Source organism: Gemmatimonadota bacterium (genome assembly GCA_016714015.1).
Taxonomy (GTDB): Bacteria; Gemmatimonadota; Gemmatimonadetes; order Gemmatimonadales; family Gemmatimonadaceae; genus Pseudogemmatithrix.
In genome coordinates this window covers 573,026-590,618 of record JADJNZ010000001.1, presented here as the reverse complement: position 1 = coordinate 590,618, position 17,593 = coordinate 573,026, and the positions used below count along the sequence as shown (strand labels likewise).

16 protein-coding genes, 1 tRNA gene and 1 pseudogene are annotated in these 17,593 nt (G+C 68.9%); 9 read left to right on the top strand and 9 right to left on the bottom strand.

What is annotated here, in order from left to right; translation table 11 throughout:
• Positions 1-11: 11 nt before the first annotated feature.
• The 4 genes from mltG to IPJ78_02500 form a co-directional block, all read right to left on the bottom strand.
• Positions 12-1,139 (bottom strand): endolytic transglycosylase MltG, encoded by a 1,128-nt coding sequence (gene mltG / locus IPJ78_02515; GenBank protein MBK7905412.1) that lies wholly within the window; start codon positions 1,137-1,139, stop codon positions 12-14.
• Positions 1,132-1,584 (bottom strand): Holliday junction resolvase RuvX, encoded by a 453-nt coding sequence (gene ruvX / locus IPJ78_02510; GenBank protein MBK7905411.1) that lies wholly within the window; start codon positions 1,582-1,584, stop codon positions 1,132-1,134. The genes mltG and ruvX overlap by 8 nt, the downstream gene beginning before the upstream one ends.
• The gene (gene rho, locus IPJ78_02505) at positions 1,584-2,840 is read right to left on the bottom strand and encodes a transcription termination factor Rho (protein ID MBK7905410.1); all 1,257 of its coding nucleotides are present in this window, start codon (positions 2,838-2,840) and stop codon (positions 1,584-1,586) included. Before rho ends, ruvX begins: the two co-directional genes overlap by 1 nt.
• Positions 2,841-2,933: 93 nt before the next feature.
• Positions 2,934-3,007 (bottom strand) — tRNA-Arg (locus IPJ78_02500).
• 177 nt (positions 3,008-3,184) lie between these two features.
• On the opposite strand from IPJ78_02500, the gene IPJ78_02495 reads away from it, so the two are divergent.
• The 6 genes from IPJ78_02495 (at position 3,185) to IPJ78_02470 (ending at position 10,221) form a co-directional block, all read left to right on the top strand.
• Positions 3,185-4,435, top strand: a complete 1,251-nt coding sequence (locus IPJ78_02495; GenBank protein MBK7905409.1) for a FecR domain-containing protein — start codon at positions 3,185-3,187, stop codon at positions 4,433-4,435.
• A gap of 119 nt (positions 4,436-4,554) precedes the next feature.
• Positions 4,555-5,259, top strand: coding sequence for an FMN-binding protein (locus IPJ78_02490; GenBank protein MBK7905408.1), 705 nt, complete (start codon positions 4,555-4,557; stop codon positions 5,257-5,259).
• A gap of 8 nt (positions 5,260-5,267) precedes the next feature.
• Positions 5,268-6,248 (top strand): FAD:protein FMN transferase, encoded by a 981-nt coding sequence (locus IPJ78_02485; GenBank protein MBK7905407.1) that lies wholly within the window; start codon positions 5,268-5,270, stop codon positions 6,246-6,248.
• Between the two features lie 2 nt (positions 6,249-6,250).
• Positions 6,251-7,063, top strand: coding sequence for an RnfABCDGE type electron transport complex subunit D (locus IPJ78_02480; protein MBK7905406.1), 813 nt, complete (start codon positions 6,251-6,253; stop codon positions 7,061-7,063).
• A gap of 57 nt (positions 7,064-7,120) precedes the next feature.
• On the top strand, positions 7,121-9,661 hold the full coding sequence (locus tag IPJ78_02475; GenBank protein ID MBK7905405.1) for an Ig-like domain-containing protein: 2,541 nt from the start codon (positions 7,121-7,123) through the stop codon (positions 9,659-9,661).
• Positions 9,658-10,221: a hypothetical protein gene (locus IPJ78_02470; protein MBK7905404.1), complete on the top strand. Its 564-nt coding sequence runs from the start codon at positions 9,658-9,660 to the stop codon at positions 10,219-10,221. The genes IPJ78_02475 and IPJ78_02470 overlap by 4 nt, the downstream gene beginning before the upstream one ends.
• Before the next feature lie 27 nt (positions 10,222-10,248).
• On the opposite strand, the gene IPJ78_02465 is transcribed toward IPJ78_02470, so the two are convergent.
• Positions 10,249-10,671, bottom strand: coding sequence for a BLUF domain-containing protein (locus IPJ78_02465; protein MBK7905403.1), 423 nt, complete (start codon positions 10,669-10,671; stop codon positions 10,249-10,251).
• A 1,110-nt stretch (positions 10,672-11,781) separates the two neighbouring features.
• Between IPJ78_02465 and IPJ78_02460 the strand changes: the two genes are divergently transcribed.
• From IPJ78_02460 to IPJ78_02450, 3 genes are all read left to right on the top strand, one after another.
• Positions 11,782-11,979 carry a hypothetical protein gene (locus IPJ78_02460; GenBank protein MBK7905402.1) on the top strand — a complete coding sequence of 66 codons (198 nt, stop codon included), beginning with the start codon at positions 11,782-11,784 and terminating at the stop codon, positions 11,977-11,979.
• Between the two features lie 30 nt (positions 11,980-12,009).
• On the top strand, positions 12,010-13,398 hold the full coding sequence (locus tag IPJ78_02455; protein MBK7905401.1) for a hypothetical protein: 1,389 nt from the start codon (positions 12,010-12,012) through the stop codon (positions 13,396-13,398).
• Between the two features lie 762 nt (positions 13,399-14,160).
• Entirely contained in the window at positions 14,161-14,580 is a 420-nt protein-coding gene (locus tag IPJ78_02450; protein ID MBK7905400.1) for a transposase, read from the top strand.
• Positions 14,581-15,118: 538 nt separating this feature from the next.
• Here IPJ78_02450 and IPJ78_02445 read toward each other — a convergent pair.
• From IPJ78_02445 to IPJ78_02430, 4 genes and pseudogenes are all read right to left on the bottom strand, one after another.
• Positions 15,119-16,254: pseudogene (locus IPJ78_02445) on the bottom strand (IS3 family transposase).
• A 31-nt stretch (positions 16,255-16,285) separates the two neighbouring features.
• Positions 16,286-16,600: a hypothetical protein gene (locus tag IPJ78_02440; GenBank protein ID MBK7905399.1), complete on the bottom strand. Its 315-nt coding sequence runs from the start codon at positions 16,598-16,600 to the stop codon at positions 16,286-16,288.
• A gap of 37 nt (positions 16,601-16,637) precedes the next feature.
• Complete coding sequence (locus IPJ78_02435) at positions 16,638-16,850, bottom strand: hypothetical protein (protein MBK7905398.1); 213 nt, start codon at positions 16,848-16,850, stop codon at positions 16,638-16,640.
• A 69-nt stretch (positions 16,851-16,919) separates the two neighbouring features.
• Positions 16,920-17,585, bottom strand: coding sequence for a hypothetical protein (locus IPJ78_02430; GenBank protein MBK7905397.1), 666 nt, complete (start codon positions 17,583-17,585; stop codon positions 16,920-16,922).
• Positions 17,586-17,593: the final 8 nt, after the last annotated feature.

Here is a 17,593-nt window from a genome sequence, read left to right as displayed (position 1 = left end):
GCCTGCGGGCGCTACTCGGGCGAGGGCGGCCGCACCTGCGCGAGCGAGTCGTACGCCGAACGCGGCAAGCCGAGCACCCGCAACGCCGAGTCCACATCCGCCTGCGCCCGTCGCGCGCGCTCGGCCGAGTCGGGGCGGGGCATGGAGCGCACCATCGCGATCGCCGCGAGATGCTCGCGGTAGGTCGTACGGAACTCGTGCCGCCCGTCGGGGCGCGCGACGAAGAACTTGTACGGCACGTTCGCCGGGAAGAGCGACGCCTCGATGCTCGACGCGCCGGGTGACGCGATGGGGCCCGGCGGCAGTCCCACGCGGCGATAGGTGTTGTACGGCGACTCCACCTTGAGGTCGCGGTAGAGCACGCGCCCCGGGCGCTTCTTCTGCGCGTACTGCACCGTGGGGTCCGCCTGCAGCGGCATGCGGATGCGCAGGCGGTTGGAGTAGACCGCCGCCACGAGCGGACGCTCCTCGCCGCGGCGGACCTCCTTCTCCACGATCGACGCGAGCGTGAGGAGCTGGTGCCGTGACATCTTCAGCTCGGCGAGCCGCGCGTTCCAGTCCGGCTTCCACACCTGCAGGAAGCGGTTCACCATCAGCTCCACCGCCTGGTGCGCCGTCGTCCCGCCGGGGAAGTCGTAGGTGTCGGGGAAGAGATAGCCCTCGAGCGTCTCGGTCCCGAGCGGCGCCTCCACGCGCTGCAGCAACAGCGTGTCGCGCACCGCGACCTCGAGCGACTCCGCGGGGATCTCGAGCCCCTTCGCGATGGCGGGGATGATGTCCCAGAGCGGCCACCCTTCGGGGATGGTCACGCGGTTCATGATGCCCTTGCCCTCGCGCAGGGCGAGGAGCACCTCGTTCCAGCTCGAGCCGCGCCGGATGAGATAGGTGCCGTAGCGGATGGAGCGGTCGAGCCCCCGCTTGGAGGCGTAGAACCCGAACGCGCGCGGATGGTCGACGATGCCGTGCGCCGCGAGCGAGTCCGCCGCCTCGCGGAAGGGCGAGCCCTGGCGGATGGTGAGCGTCACGCGCGTCTGGTCGCGGTTGCCCATGAGGTCGAGCAGCAACGGCACGAACGGCAACAGCAGCACGACGATGACCGCCGAGCCGATGAGCACCCGATTCACCCGGAGCTTAGCCATCACGCGAATCCATCATCTCGAGGGCGGTGCGCAGGAGGATCGCCGCGGCGAGCGCATCGACGTCACCCTTCCGTCCCCGCGTGGAGCCTTCCATCTCCTTGATGGCGCGGAGCGCCGCCGCGGTGCTGAAGCGCTCGTCCACCATCTCCACCGGGTGCCCGGTGCGCGCGCCGAGCTCCACGCCGAGGCGTCGCGCCTCGGCGGCGCGGGGCGTGTCCTCGCCCTGCTCGTCGAGCGGCAACCCGATGACGAAGCCCTCGGCGCCGAGTTCGGTGGCGCGGGCGAGGAGGGCGGTGAGCGGCGGACGCTTGCCGGCGCGGCGTTCGACATGGCCCGCGGGCGACGCGATCATGCCGAGGGAATCGCTCACCGCGATCCCCACGCGACGGTCGCCCAGGTCGACCGCCATCCATCGCCGCTGCCGCGTCGCCGCGCCGCTCGCCATCACGCGCCCTCCGCCATCCGCTGGAAGAACTCCTCGTTGGTCGCCGTCTGTTGCAACCGGCGGATCACGAAGTTCGTCGCCTCGTCGGGGGCCATGTCGCCCACGAAGTGGCGCAGGAGGAAGATGCGGTTCCGCTCCTTCTCCGTCAGGAGGAGTTCCTCCTTGCGCGTCCCCGACTTGCCGATCTCGAAGGCCGGGTAGATGCGGCGGTTCGCGATGTCGCGGTCGAGCACGATCTCCATGTTGCCGGTGCCCTTGAACTCCTCGAAGATCACCTCGTCCATGCGCGAGCCGGTGCTCACGAGCGCGGTGGCGACGATGGTGAGCGAGCCGCCGCCGTCGATGCGCCGCGCCGCGCCGAAGAAGCGCTTGGGCTTCTCGAGGGCCTTCGCGTCCACGCCGCCCGAGAGGATCTTGCCGGACATGGGCGTCATCGTGTTGTGCGCGCGCGCGAGGCGCGTGATCGAGTCGAGGAGGATCACCACGTCCTGCTTCGATTCCACGAGCCGCTTCGCCTTCTCGATCACCATGTCGGCCACCTGCACATGCCGCTTGGCGTGCTCGTCGAACGTCGACGCGATCACCTCGGCGGTGGGGCAGCTCGCCATGAAGTCGGTGACCTCCTCGGGGCGCTCGTCGATGAGCAGCACGATGAGCTTGATCTCCGGGTGGTTCTCGGCGATCGCGTTCGCCATCCGCTGGAGGAGGATCGTCTTGCCCGCGCGCGGCGGCGCGACGATGAGCCCGCGCTGTCCCTTGCCGAGCGGGGCGATGAGGTCGGCGAGGCGCATGGAGAGTCCGCCGCTCTTGGACTCGAGGCGGATGCGCTGGTCGGGATAGCGCGGCCGCAGCGCGTCGAACGTCACGCGCCCCTTGATCGCCTCCGGCGGCTGGCCGTTCACCGACTCCAGTTCCAGCAGCGCGAGGAACTTCTCCCAGTGCTTCGCCGGGCGGACGGGGCCGCGGATGGTGTCGCCGGTCTTCACGCCGTAGCGCCGCACCTGCGTCTGCGAGACGTAGATGTCGTCGCTCCCAGCGAGGTACGAGTGGTCGGGGCTGCGCAGGAAGCCGTGGCCCTCGGGCACCAGCTCGAGCGTCCCCTCGGCGACGAGGGTGTCGCCCCGCGCGAGCAGGGCCAGCTCGATGGGCACGAGCAGTTCCGGCCCACGCAGCTCGGCGTGGGCGGTGACGCCGAGTTCGTCGGCCAGTCGGTGCAGCTCGGCCGCGGACTGACGGCGGAGGGAGACGAGGTCCACGCGAGGGAGGGGGAGGTGCTCAGGGCCGCCGGCCCGCGCGACAGGGGGCGCGGGAGGGGAGTCGGGGGCTGGCCCGGGTGAGGAACGGGAGCATGCGCAAGGCGGGATTCGAACCCACGACCTCTGCCTCCGGAGGGCAGCGCTCTATCCAGCTGAGCTACTCGCGCGAACCGGGAAATGTAGCCGGGGGACCGGGCTCCGGGTAGGCCGCGGAGGAGGTTCCCTGACACCCCGTCGGGGGGTGGATGGATGCGGGAAACCCCGACCCGCCCTATCGTATGCGGAGTCGAGGGGCGCAAATCCCCGTCGGCCCGCTCTTTCCCCCTTGTCGCCAGGAGCCGTGGATGCCCACCCCTTTCGCTGCGATCGATGCCGAGACCATCGCCGCCCTCAACAAGGGCGATGAGTCCGCACTCGAGCGGATCTTCCGTTCGCACTTCGACGTGCTCGTCGAGCGCGCGCATGAACGCCTCACCGACGAGAAGGCCGCGGCGCCGCGCCTCGTGGCCGGCGTCGTCCGCGCCGTCTGGGACGAGCGCGCCGCGTTCAAGAGCAGCGGCGAGATCGAGGGCTTCATCAATGAGGAGCTGCGCAACCGGGCGCGCGCGATCCGGTCGCGGCTCGCGGCCGTGCACCGCTTCGAGAAGACCGAGGGCGTGAAGCCGCTCGAGAGCCATGCGGCCCCCACCGCCGACCAGCTCTGGGCCGAGATCGCCACGGCCCTCCACCAGCCGGTGGTGGACCCGGCGACCGCCGCGAAGGAGCGCCGCGCGCATCTCGCGCACGAGGCCGCCGGCCACATCGCCGGGGTCGCCAAGCCCCGCAACTGGAAGGTGCCGGCCGCCCTCGCCGTCGTCGGCGCGGTCGCGCTCTACTTCGCGTATGGCTCGGTGATGCAGTCGTCGCAGGCGTCGCTCGTCACCTCGCTGCTCCAGGCGAGCAACGCGCCGACCGTGAACTCGCGCCCCGGCCAGCTCGGCACCTTCGCCCTCGCCGACAGCAGCGTCGTGCGCCTCGGCGCCGACAGCCGGCTGATCCGCGTGGCGAACTTCGGACGCGAGCACCGGACGGCGCTCGTCACCGGCACCGCGGCGGTGACGATCGGGAAGGGGAGCACGCTCCCGTTCGAGATGCGCGCCGGTGGCGCGGCGGTGACGGCGGCGGCCGGTGAGCTCGCGGTGCGCGACTTCGCCGACGAGCCGTTCGCCCTCGTGCAGGCGCGCTCGGACGGCGTGGGCGTGAAGATCGGCAAGACCGAGCGGGCGCTGAAGGCGGGCGAGACGATCGTCATCGGCCGCGACTCGACGCTGCGCGACGCGACCGCCGACGAGGCCGCGACGGCGTTCAGCTGGCTCGACGGCAAGCTCGTCGTGAAGGAGGTCTCGGTGCGCGACGCGATGAAGACGCTCTATCGCTGGTACGCGCTCGACATCGCCATCCGCGACAGCGTGGTGCTCGATCGCATGGTCTCGCTCGAGGTGCCGATCGACTCGTCGCAGGCGGCGATCGCCGGCATGGAGCGCGGCGCCGAGCTCCGGTTCGAGTGGGACAAGGAGCGGATGACGTTCCGCGACGCGGCGAAGAAGAAGCCCTGAGACCGCCGCGCGCGCCGACGGCCTCCGCCCACGCGGGCGGGGGCCGTCGTGCGTCGGTCCCCCTGTTGGCGCGCTCAACGGACCGTCGCGCGACAGCGTAGGCCTCTCGACCACTCACGATGTCCGACGCCTCCTCGCCTCGTCTCCTGCTCCTCGGCACCGCCGCCGTCGTGTCGATCTACGCGGCCGGCCACGCGCGCACGCGCGCGGCGGCGCTGCGGCTCGAGGCGGAGGATGCGGCGCGGCAGCGGCCCGTGTTGGTGCCGCGGCCGATCGCCGACACCTTGGCCAGCACGCCGGTGGCGGCGCCCAGTGCTGCGCCGAGCGCCGCGCCGGTCGAAGTCCCGGTCGAAGCCCCGGTCGCGGCCGCCGTCCCCGCGAGCGCGACGCGCGCGACGGCGAAGGCGCGCACGGACACCGTCGCGACCACGGCGCCCGTCGAGTCCGTCCCGACCGCCGCGTCGCCCGTTGTCGCGGCGGCACCGCCGCCGGACGCACCGCCCGCGTCGCCTCCGCCCGCCGACACCGTCACCGCTCCCGCCGCCCCTGCGGCCTCCAAGTGGCGTGACGGCACTTACACCGGCTGGGGCGACTCGCGGCACGGCAGCATCGAAGCGACCGTCGTCATCCGCGCCGGTCGCATCGCCGACGCCTACATCAGTCGCTGCCTCACGCGGTACTCCTGCTCGTGGATCGATCACCTCCAGATCCAGGTCGTCGATCGTCAGGGCCCAGAGGTGGACTTCGTCTCCGGCGCGACGCAGAGCGTGAACGCCTTCTACTACGCCGTCGTCGAGGCGCTCAAGGTCGCCGCGCGGCCGTGAGTACCGCCGTGAGCACGATCGAACGGGTCCGGCCGGCGATGGGGACCACGGTCTGCCTGCGCGTCGTCGGCGACGCGCACGCTGCCGTGCGCGCCATCGGCGAGGCGCACGCTGCCGTGCGCGCCATCGGCGAGGCGTACGCCTGGTTCGGTCAGGTCGAAGCGTCGTGCAGCCGGTTCGATGCATCGAGCGAACTCTCGCGCGTCGTCGCCGCGGGCGGCGCGCCGGTCGCGGTGAGTCCGCTCCTCTTCGAGCCGTTGCGTTTCGCGCTCGCGGTGGCCGAGTCGAGCGGCGGGGCGTTCGATCCCACGGTGGGGGCGGCGATGCTGGCGCGCGGGCATGATCGCGCCTGGCGCGACGACGCCCGCGTGCCGCGGGTCGCTCCGACGGACGCAACGGACGCAACGGACGCGGCGGCCGTGCAGGGCGACACGCCGACCTGGCGCGACGTGATCCTCGACGCCGAGCGCCGCACGGTGCGACTCGCGCGCCCACTCGCGCTCGATCTCGGCGCGGTGGCGAAGGGACTCGCCGTGGACCTCGCGGCGCGCGCGCTCAGCGGCGCGGACGGCGTCACCGGGTTCGTGATCGACGCGGGCGGTGATCTCCTCGCCGCGGGCCACGCGGAGGACGGAGCGCCGTGGCGCATCGGCGTGCGGCATCCGCGGCAGGCGGACGCGCTCCTCGAGACCCTCACCGTGCGCGACGCGGCGGTCTGCACGAGCGGCGACTACGCGCGCCCGCTCGCCGACGGCGCGACGCATCTCGTCGATCCGCGCACGGGGCGTCCCGCAGGAGGCATCGCGAGCGCGACGGTGATCGCGCCGCAGGCGATGGTCGCCGATGCGCTCGCGACCGCGGCGGCGGTGCTCGGCGCCGAGGCGGGCATCGCGTTCCTCGAGGCACAGGGCGTGGAGGGGCTGCTCGTCACCGCCGCGCAGCAGCGACATGCGACGCGAGGCTGGACGTCGCACGCGGTGGCGGCCTGAGGATGCAGGCATTCCGCCGCTGGCTCCGCACGCCGAAGGGGATCTTCGCGCTGATGCTGCTCGCCTGCACCGTGCCCGCGGCGTCGGTCGCCGGGTGGCGGCTCGTCACGCCAGGGCTCGCCGCCGCGATCCTCACCGCCGGCGCGCTCGATGCGCCGCTGTTGCGCTGGCGGCGCGGGAAGTGGACGCTGCCCGACGGCGCGCTCCTCACCGGGTGGCTCGTTGCGCTCGTGTTGAGCCCGCACGAACCGTGGACCCACGCGGCGATGACGGCGGCGCTCGCGATCGGCGCGAAGCACGTCTGGCATGCGGGGCGCGCGAACGTGCTCAATCCGGCCGCGGCCGGACTCGTCGTGTCGTACCACCTGCTCGACACCGGCCAGAGCTGGTGGGGCGCACTGCCCGAGCTGAGCGCCTGGTGGATCGCGCTGCTCCTCGTGCTCGGCGCGATCATGGCGCAGCGGCTGCACAAGTCGGTCGCGGCGCTCGTCTTCCTCGGCGCCTGGTTCGCCTGCGCGACCGTCTTCGCGTACGTCGGCGATCCGGTCGCGGTGGTGGAGATCTTCCGTGCGCCGGACCTGCATGCCGCGCTCTTCTTCGCCGCGTTCATGCTCACCGACCCGCCGACGTCGCCGCCCAAGCCGCGCGACCAGGTCGTCTTCTCGCTCCTCACCGCGGGGGTGGCGTTCGCGGTGCTCATGCTCGTGGGCGCGGCGTACTTCCTGCTCGCCGGCGTGCTCGCGGCCAATGCGTGGGAAGGATGGCGAAAGCATCGGCTGCGGCGGGCGCATCGGCCCGTGGCTGTCACGATCTGACAGCACCGCCCGGCGGCGTGGTGGCCGGGTCCGTGCCCGACGGCCATATTCGCCATCATGCCCATTCGCCCCTTCCGTGCTCCCCTGCTCGCGGGCGCCCTGCTCGCGGGACTCGTCGCCTGTGGTGGCGGCTCGACCGAACCGGCGTCGGTCGCGACGGTGGAGATCACCGCCCCCGCACCGACGCTCTTCGTGGGACCGGCGGGAGGCCAGACGGCGCAGCTCGCGGTGGTCACGAAGGCGGCGAACGGGACCGCCCTCCCGGGGCGCGTCGTCGCGTGGGGGAGCCAGCAGCTCGGCGTCGCCACGGTGAGTACGACCGGGGTCGTCACCGCCGTCTCGCTCGGCACTGCGCAGATCACCGCGACCTCGGAAGGGAAGACCGGTTCCATCACCATCACGGTGGCGTCGGTGCCGGTGTCCACCGTGGCCGTGACGCCCGCGACGCCCTCCGCGTTCGTGGGCACGACGGTGCAGCTCAGCGCCGAACCGCGTGATTCGACCGGCGCGGCGCTCACGGGACGCACCGTCACCTGGAGCAGCGCCGACCTCTCGCGCGCGACCGTCTCGCCGAGCGGGCTCGTCACCGGCGTCGGTGCCGGGCCGGTGAACATCACCGCGACGAGCGAGACGCGGACCGGCGTGGTGAGCGTGACCATCAACGCCGCCGCCGGCCCGGTGCTCTCGACGGTGACGCCGTCCACGCTCGTGCCGGGGACCGTCGTGACGCTCGACGGCACCGGCTTCGACCTCCTCCCCGCGAACAACACGCTGCGCGTCGCGGGGACCGTGGTGCCGGTGCTCAGCGCCAGCGCGACCGCGCTGACCTTCCGCGTGCCCTGCATGAACAGCGGGACCGTCGCGCTGCAGGTGACGGGGCCGTCCGGTCCCGGGACCGTGCTCAACGCGCCGCTCGCCGTCACGCAGCGCACGCTCGCGGTGGGCCAGGCGATCGTCCTGCAGAGCGACGCCGAGAGCGCGTGCAACGAGCTCACCAACGTGGGTGGCACGGCGCGGTACTTCATCGCCGCGTTCAGCATGGGGACCACGGCGAACACGCTCATCGACGTGGAGCTCTCCGGCAATCCCGCGGCGGCGGCGGTCGCCGCGGCGATCGCGAACGTCACCGCCAATGCCACCGCGACCGCCGCGCCGCCCTCGCGCGCGCAGGCCGATCGCGACCGGGCGCACTTCGAGCATCTCGAGCGGGAGCGCGCGCTCTACGCCTCGCTGCGGGCGCAGGGGCTCGACCGCGTGCCGCCCAAGCGCGCGGGACGGCCGCGTCTCGTCGCGCCGCCCGTCGCCGGCGACATGCGCACGCTCCACTTCAACTTCAGTTCGTGCTCCGACTCGACGAACATCATCCGGGCCCGCGCCATCCGCGTGGGGACGCATGCCGTGGTGTGGGAGGATTCGGCGAACACGCTCGTCGCGGCGAACGTCCCCGAGCTCGCGGCGGCCTATGCGCGCATGGGCGAGGTCTTCGACCGCGACCAGTACGAGACCGTCCGCACCTACTTCGGCGACCCGATCCGTCGCGACCTCGATGATGACGGGCTGCTGCACATGGTCTTCACGCAGAAGCTCAACGGCACCGGCGCTGCCGCGTACGTGACGAGCTGCGACATGGTCGTGCGCCAGGCGGCCACGGCCGGCGGCAACTACGGCGAGTACTTCTACGGGACCGTCCCCACCACGGCGACGCCGAACGTCAACAGCACCGCGAGCCCCGACGGCTGGTACGCGTTCATGAGCCGCACCGTCGTGCACGAGGTGAAGCACATCGCCTCGCTCTCGGCGCGCTTCGCCAATGGGTCGCCCACCTTCGAGAGCTCGTGGCTCGAGGAGGGCACCGCCCGCCACGCCGAGGAGGTCTGGGTGCGCGACTCGCTGCATCGCGTCGCGTGGAAGGCCAACACCGGCTACGGCACCGCGGCGGGCAACGGGCTCTTCTGCGACTTCAACCTGGCGAACGCCTCGTGCGTGGCGAACGATCCGTTCCGCCGTCCCACGTGGGGGATGCGACGGCAGCTGAACGAGATCCTGCCCAAGCTCCAGGATCCCGCCGGGTGGTCGCCGTACGGCGACGGCACCGGCCAGTCGGGCTCGGTCTTCTACAACACCACCTGGTCGTTCGTGCGCTGGGCCGCCGACCGGTACGGCACGAGCGACGCGGCCTTCCTCACCGCGCTCACGCAGTCGAACACCAACGGCCTCACCAACCTCGCCGGCGTGACCGGCGCGACGACGTCGCAGCTCGTCGGTGCGTGGGGGCTCGCGCTCATCGCGGACGACTACCCGGGGCTCGCGAGCCCGTCGCCCGACGTGCAGTTCCCCACCTGGAACCTGCGCGACATCTATGCGGGACTGAACGCGGATCCGGCGTGGTCCGGCCGGTTCAACACGCCGTATCCCGTCGCGCGCACGGCCGTGAGCTATGGGTCGTTCACCGTCACGCGCACCGGGTTGCGCGGGGGTGGCCATCTGTTCGTCGAGATCCTCGGCACGCAGTCCGCGCCGCAACTGCTCGTGCTGCGCGGGCCGTCGGGCGCGGCGCTCAGCCCGTTGGCGCGGCTCGCGATCGTGCGCGTGCAGTGATCATGTCGCGCGGGGCGTGGGCGCTCCTCGCGTGCGGCGTCGCGCTCGGCGGCTGCGCGCGGCGCGCCGAGGTCGGTGTCGGGGTCGGTGTCGAGGTCGGCGTGACGGATGGGCGCTCGGCACCGTCGCGGGCGCCCGCGACCGACACCCTTCGCGGGACGGTGCGCCTGGTGGGGAGCGAGCCCGGCCTGCTCGTGCTCGAGGCGACGACCGGCGCCGTGTCCGACGTGACCGGCGCATCGCTCGACGCGCTGCGCGCCGCCGAGGGGCTCGAGGTGATGCTCGTCGGCCGCGCGGGTGCGCCGACGGGCCTGACGCCGTCGCGCATCGGGTTCGAGGTCGTGCGCTTCGCCGTGCGCCGCGCGGCCGGCGTGCCGGCGATCGACGGCATCCTCGTGCGCACGGGCGAGTCCTACGCGCTGCGCCTCGTGGATGGCACGGTCGTGCCGCTCACGTACACGCCCGAGGGCTTGCGCGGTGCGGTGGGCGCGCGGGTGTTCCTGGCCGGTCCGCTCGACGACGCGCCGCGCGCCTACGGCGTGCTCGCCGCCGCGCCCTGACGCGTCAGCCTGGCGCCTGAGCGCGCGTCAGGGCGCGTGCCGGTCCCGCTCCGCGAAGCTCCGCAGCGCCGCCAGCCCGCGCGAGGTGCGCGAGGCACTCGACGCCTCGTCCCGCCAGCCCTCGGTGGAGAGCGCGAGCAGGTCTGAACGCGTGGGCTGCAGGTGCCCCAGCGAATGCCGGGAGAAGCTCCGCTCGGCGATGGGCTCGTCGAGCAGCACGATCACGCCGGCGTGCCGCGGATCGCGTTCGATGCGCGCGAAGGTGCGCCGGACGGCCTCCGGTTCGCCCTCGAGGCACTGCATGAAGTTCCCGTCGCGGTGCAGCAGCACGCCGGTGATGCCGTCGCGCGCATTGTTGCGGCGCGACGTCGCGAGGAGCAGCTCGAGGTCGGTGTCGTGCAGCTCGATCGCGGCGTGGCTGACGTAGACGATGGTGAGCAGGCCGGGCATGTGCGGGCGAGGGTGGGGCGACGCGCCCGTATGCTAGGGACGGTGCCGGAATGCTGCAGTCGGGCGAATCCCGGACGGGAATGCCCTGACGCGATTCGTGAACCAACTCGGCGAGCAGGGGCACAAATGCCTTGAACGCCCGCGGCAGAATGCATCGGCTCGAACTACCTGTACATCAGTGCCCATCGGCTAGTGATCGCGATTGAGGCGACGAGGCGGCTGCTCGGCGTGGCGTGGATCGAAGCGCAGACCATTGCTCCGAAGCTGGTCCATACCGCCGTCCAAGCTGCGGTGCGCCGGTGACGGTGGTTAGGACGGAGGTCCCTCGGAGTACTGCACCGACGTCTAAGGGAAGCGTGGCGAGGCTTCCGCGGACCGGTTGATCTCGGGTCTATCAAGAGCGGAAAGTGAAACTGTTGATACGGTTCTCGGACGGGGGCATTCTGCGAGGTCGGGAACCAGAGGCGGATTTAGCAGCGATTCGAGCGCAAAGGCGAGCACAAGCTCTCCGCTATTGCCGTGAGTCTTGAGGTTGTAGATGCCGCGCGCGGTACCACAAACACCCCAGAGACCTCTGCCCTGGGTAGCTCTCGTCCGCGCCGAAGTCAGCGGGACGCGCGGGCCACCGGTCATCGGGCCTGAACTCTGAGGTGGTGCCGCGGAGTCCCGGTCGCGCCATGGAATCCAGCAGCGTCAGGGGGAGGGGCCGCCGGTGAAGTCTGCGCCACATCCGACGAAACTGTATCTTGGGTTCGCCGCCGTTCGAAGACCAGCACGGCGGCCTCTTCAGGGCGTCCTGAATCACCGCCCGCCCGGTCCGCGTAGGGACGAAACGAGGAGGCGGAGGCTTAGTGCGGAACGGTGGAACCGAGGGGGTTGGTGGGGTATTCACTACACGTCTAGAGATCTTGCAACCGCGGGGACCTATCCGGCGGCTCCGTTTGCGCTCGCGCCTCATCGGAGGCCGCGAAACGAGTCCGCCGCCGGGTCGTCCGTGTTTCGGAGCCTCTTGCGGACTTCGGGACTTTGGTGGATTTTCTGGCCTGACCTTGACTGTCGAGCCGAGGTGCGTGACTCCTGGGCAACGTCACTGCAATCACGAGGACTGTGATGTCGATTGAAGACGCGAACGTCCTGTTCGAGAAGCTCACTCTTCTCGCGGACGGGGATCGGGCCAAGGTCTGGGGCGTCATCTCTGATTTAAAGCGTGAGTTCAACAAGACTCCGACGCTCGGTCAAGTTGTAGTTCGCCTGACAAGTTCGAGTGGCGAGGGGCACGCTCCGCAGCAGTTCGCGCGCAAAGAGTAGAAGTCCCGGCCTTCGAGCAGCTGTCACCAAGTGACACTCGCCTGGTCGACCCTAGTCGTCCTGCTCGTCTTGTTGCCGGGGTTCTTCTTCTTCTTTGGGCTAGGGCTCCCCGATCGATTTACTCGAATCGCCGTCGACCGTAGCCCCCTGAGTCATGTGGCGGGCGCCCTCTTTGCGTCCGCTCTCGTTCACCTTTCGCTCGTTCTCGTATGGCGCACGGCCGGATGGCCCTCGCCCGACCTCGAGTTGCTACTCAGGGTGATGATCGGAGGCGAAGCGCTTAAGGCACCCGGAGGGGTGGGTATCGGTGCGGCAGTTCCCGGCCCCGCAAGTCCCGCGGCAGTGCGCGATACCGTCCACGAGCTTGCTTTGCTCCTCCGAAGCAACTCGATTTCTATTCTCGGATACCTGCTGGCTTCGTGCTCTCTCGGCGCGGTATATGGCGCCATCCTTGGAACGGCGATTGTGAACCAGTGGCCGTTCTTCTGGCGCATCTCCCAACACAGATGGCTATTCAAGCTTCGTCTTCATGACGGTGGCGCACGGCAGACCGTGGCGTCGGTGATGACCTCGCGTCACGTTTCGGGCGTTGAGAAGCTGCCCGGCGCGAACATGATTCTGCAGGGCGCAATCAACAGCTTCGGCGTCGGTGTCGAGGGGCAAATCAAGTACCTTGTGCTGCAAGAGCCGGTACAGCGCTTCTATCTGAGGTACCGCCCTGAAGCGCCGGTGACAACCGCGTTGGAATCTGTCAGAATAGGCTCAACCGGTAGCCACAGGAACCATGGCTACGAACTTGACGGGCCTCGGCTTCTCTACCTGCCTGGGGAACACATCGAAAACGTTGTTTTCGAGCAGAGCGAGCGCATCGATACGGCAAAGTCTGCGGACTGGCAAGTGCTTGATGAAGCGGTGAAGAGGAAGCTTGCGTCGGATTCTCTTCTGGCGAATGCGACCGCGGACGTAAGTCGTTTGCTCGAAGGCCTCGATCAGAGCATTCCCCCGCATCTCGCTTGGCGGGCGTGTGTCTTCCGTTGGGAGGGCGGCTTCCTCGCGATTTCGAACTCCGCTCGTTTCGAACGCTGGGCACCGGAGCTTAGGTTGCGACTCACTCCAGGTGAGGGGGTTGCGGGCAACGCCGTCACGTTGAACAGCGTGCAGTCGGTCGAGAAGGGAGCAGCAATGCCCGAGCTTCACGCTCCCAACGCAGCGTTGCTCGAAGGCCGGCCGCAGGCATTCAGGATCGTCGCCGTTCCATTCGGAAGGCACCCCAAGGTTGCAGGGAGGGCCCTCGCCGTTCTCTCGCTCGACCTTCTCGAGGTGCACGACGAACGGCAGGCGAAGGCGGTGCAGGCGGCGCTTGAGCACTTGGCCGCCGAGCTCTCGACTAAGTATGCACATGTATTCGCTCCCAAGTAGATTCGGTACGATTGGTCATTGGCAGCTCAGTCCCGCAAGTGTCCGTTTGACGAGCTAGTCGCACCGCGTCGGCTTGCGCTCGCAGATTATCGAATCCAAGGAAGTTGTTCACTGAGGTATAGCGGAAGAGGCTGGAGGTGCGACCCACCGCATCTTCAGCAAGAGGCTTAAGTGAGCATCCAAATCAATGCGGGTTGACCGCCTGCGGGCGAGCCGAGCCCGTCCGCCGGTGAGGTTCTCGATCGGGAGCCGGTCCCACCATCACGGCCGCACTCGACGTGAGCACGGGCTCGGCGTACAAGTGGTTGCGGCGCTGCGCGGTCTGGTGTGGGAGGCGCATTCCTATCGCTCGTCGCGGCCGCGAATCGCTCGACGACGGCCACGAAACCGCAGCTCGTCGAGCGCATACCGCGACTGCTCGCACAGCGGCTCAAGGGGCTGGCGATTGCGGAGCGCCTGCGCCTGCCCGACCGCATCATCACGCAGGCGGGCCGCGGCCCTCTTGAGGCACAGGGGGCGACGGCTGGGTCGCGCTACCCACGCGAGGAGCTGGGTGAACTCGCCCACATCGACACCTATGGCGTTGGGTCGTTCTGTCGCCACGGGGCATCGCGTCCACGGCAATCGATCGAGGGTCGGCCGACAGCGCGGGCTCGGAAGGGGCCACCCGCACGGCGCCAGCGATGACGCGACCCGCCTCGCCTACGCGAAGCTGCTACCCTCTCAGGATGCCGCGGCGATCGTGCGCTTCCTCGAACACGCTTGGCGCTGGTTCGCCCAGTTCGGGAGTACGGTCCACGGCGTCATGATGGACAGCGCGAGGGCCTGCGCGAGACACGCGATGCGCGTCGCGCTGGATGCAGAGGGATCAGGAATCTGCGCATCAGGCCCTATCGCCCGCAGGCCAGCGGCAAAGCCGAGCGCTTCGTCCAGACCATGCTCCGCCCCAGGGGATACAAGCGGCGACATCGCACCTCGCGGGAACACAACAACGCGCTGCCCGACGTCCAAGATTGCACCAACCTCGAACGCCCGCACGGGTGGCCTGGCGGCATCCGCCCGCTACTTCCCTTCCTCACGCAGCGTGAACAGCCAAACTTGAACCGAAATCTCTGCCGCACCGCCTCACTACGTAGGCCTCGACGGCTTCCGCACCTTGAATCGGGGTATGTAGGGGCCTGAGCGCACGGCGTTCATCAGATTAAGGTAACATGCGCGCGCAAGCGGATTCTCGATCTGCTGCGGAACACGATACGAGTACTCCGTGTGACCGGGATCCTGCTGGAGAGCGCGTCGGAACTCTGGAAGCAGGTAGGTCTGCACCCCCCACCGCACGGCACTTAGATGCTCCGCCAGAGGCATGGTCATGTGGCTGAATGCATCGTAGAAGAACCGATCGTTGATGTCGTCAATAGCTTCTAGCACTGCGAATCGACTCAGAGGAGCGCTTGACCGCGCAAAGATACCCTCGAGCTTCCCAGCGACGCCGGTCAAGCGTGACCGATTGTGCTTGGACAGGTTCCCGCAGATCGTCAACAGCTCGCGGCGCGTTAACTGAAGCGTGACGTGTATCGCACTCGTTGGTAGGTACGCTGGCGCATCCACGGTGGCGTCGAGCCACGCGGAGAGAGCTTGCGCGGCAACGCGCAATTCCTCGACCAGAAGTGGCTTCGCTTTCTCGGACAGCGAAACGACGTGCGCTATGTAGCTCGGCGGGCGGTTACGCGGCCACCCGAAGTGGCGACCGCAGGGTGAGGAAGTATGCCTCGTCGGGGGTCGTGTCGGCGAGGTTGGAGTGGCGGCGGCGCGTGTTGTAGCGCGTGAGGTAGCGGCCGAGGCCGGCCCGCGCCTCCGAGACGGTGGCGTACGCGCGCAGGTAGACCTCCTCGTACTTGATCGTGCGCCAGAGCCGCTCGACGAAGATGTTGTCGCGCCAGCAGCCTTGGCCATCCATGCTGATGCGAATGCCGTGCGCCGTGAGCAGCCCCGTGAAGTCGGCACTCGTGAACTGACTGCCCTGGTCCGTGTTGAAGATCTCCGGCCGCCCATAGCGCGCGATCGCCTCGTCCACCGCCTCGAGGCAGAAGCGACTGTCCATCGTCGTCGACACGCGCCAGCTCAGGACCCGGCGACTGGCCCAGTCCATCACCGCGGCGAGATATACGAAGCCGCGCGCCATCGGGATGTAGGTGATGTCCATCGCCCAGACGTGGTTCGGGCGCGTGATCGTCTGGTGGCGCAGGAGGTACGGGTAGACCGGATGCGCGCGGTGTCGCTTGCTCGTGCCCGGCTGCGGGGCCACCGCGCTGATGCCCATCTTCGTCATCAGTGTCGCGATGCGCCGCCGACCGACGCCCGGGAAATCGGGCGCGAGCATGCGCCGGAGGCCTCGAGCGCCCCACCACGGCATCTCGAGGTGCAGGGCGTCGATGCGGCGCATGAGCGCGAGGTCCGCCTCGGACGGCGGCGCCGGCGTGTAGTAGATCCCGCTCCGGCTGATGCCCAAGGCAATGACCTGCTTCGTGAGGGGCAGGGCGTGGGTCCGGTCGATCATCGCTTGGCGCTCAGCCACCCGGCCTTGGTGAGCGCACGTTCCAAAAATCATTCTCCAGGGGTGATCTCGCCGATCTTGGCGTGCAGCGCCGTCACATCGACGGGCGGCTCGGCGGGCTTCCCCCCGGAGGCGAAGACCTCGACGGCGCCAGCGAGCAGCTGTTCGCGCCATTGGCCGATCTGGTGAGCGTGGAGCTCGAAGCGTTTCGCGAGCTCGGCGAGCGTGGCATCGCCTTTCAGCGCGGCGAGCGCCACCTTAGCCTTGAAGGCTGGGGAGTGATTCCGACGGGGACGGCGGGGCATGAGGGCTCCAGGGAAGTGAGCGAAAGATCGCTCAGGGAGCCCGCCTGTCTACAGAGCGTGCTGTCCGAAGAACCGGGGCCACTTCTACCGAGCCGTTCTGGTCGAACTGTGGCTCTTGGGCGATCCGAGAGAGAACCTCCGGAACGCTGAGCTTGCCACCTACAAGCTCAGCGCTCATCGGCTCAAGCAAATCAGCGATCAGCGCCGATCCCAGGCGCGCCGTCAAATGCGATTGAAACTGAATCTCGACGTCCACGCCCTCGCCATAGAATAGCATGCTCTCTCTGTTCACGACGGCACCGACCGCATCCACAATCACGTCGAGAGCGATTGATTCCTGTTCCATGATGTTCATTCGAGGGTGGCGGCGCGCGTCAGCAAGCCTACGCGACGTCCTCAGCGATGAGCTTGCCTTTCGAGTCGCGATATACCTGCTGTGCGAACTCAAGCTGCAACAGCTTCTCGCCGCGCAGTTTCAGGCGATAGAACTGGAGCCCACCCATTGTCAGCTCACAGTCCGGATCGAAGGCTCTTAGCAGTTCGACCAGCGCTCCGACCGTGATTCCTGCGAGCTTCCTGGAGTCTGACAAATGCACCTCGCATCAAAGCGTTGAGTTCGACTGACACTGTCCATCTGACCAACCGCTGCTAGCCGACACCGCTGTCTATTGCTGTGCCTCGCCACGTACGCCTGCTTTCACAGTGTGAAGCAATGCGTCTGCATCCTCGCGCGATCGTACTCTCATCAGCTCCAGTCGGTACTCGCGCGAGAACTTGCGGACCGCCTGTGGAGAGAAGCGACAATGCCACAAGATGCGGCGTGTAGTATATCTCCCCAGCCCGCGGCGCTCAGGACGCCAGCTTTGCAGCTGAAGCCCAAGGTTCTCGCAGGCGCTGTAGAGGGCGAGCAGAACCACGGCCGGCAGGAGAAGCGCGGTTAGGAGAGGCGGAGCAACGATAGCTTGAATCGTCTGGGCAGCGATTGTCGGTGAGAAGGTCTGTATCAGGACAACCACAGCATTCACAATGAAGGCGAGACCAGCTAGGCTGAGGATCCCAGACGCGAGACGCTCAACCGAACGGCGCTCCGGCCGCGTTGACGCCATCGCGTGCACAGCAGTGACCGAGAACAAGATGGGGACAAGAACGAGTTCGGCGGTGAGTGAGAGCGTATAAGAACTCACGAGAAACTCCATCAGAACGAGCACTTGCAGCTGCTCAGCGAGCGCATCGCGAAGGAAGTGCTCGCTCTCACCCGGCTGGATCGCCCTCGCCGCGAGTCCGAGGCCTGCGAACAGAAACAGAAGTGGCCCCGGTTCTTCGGACAGCACGCTCTGTA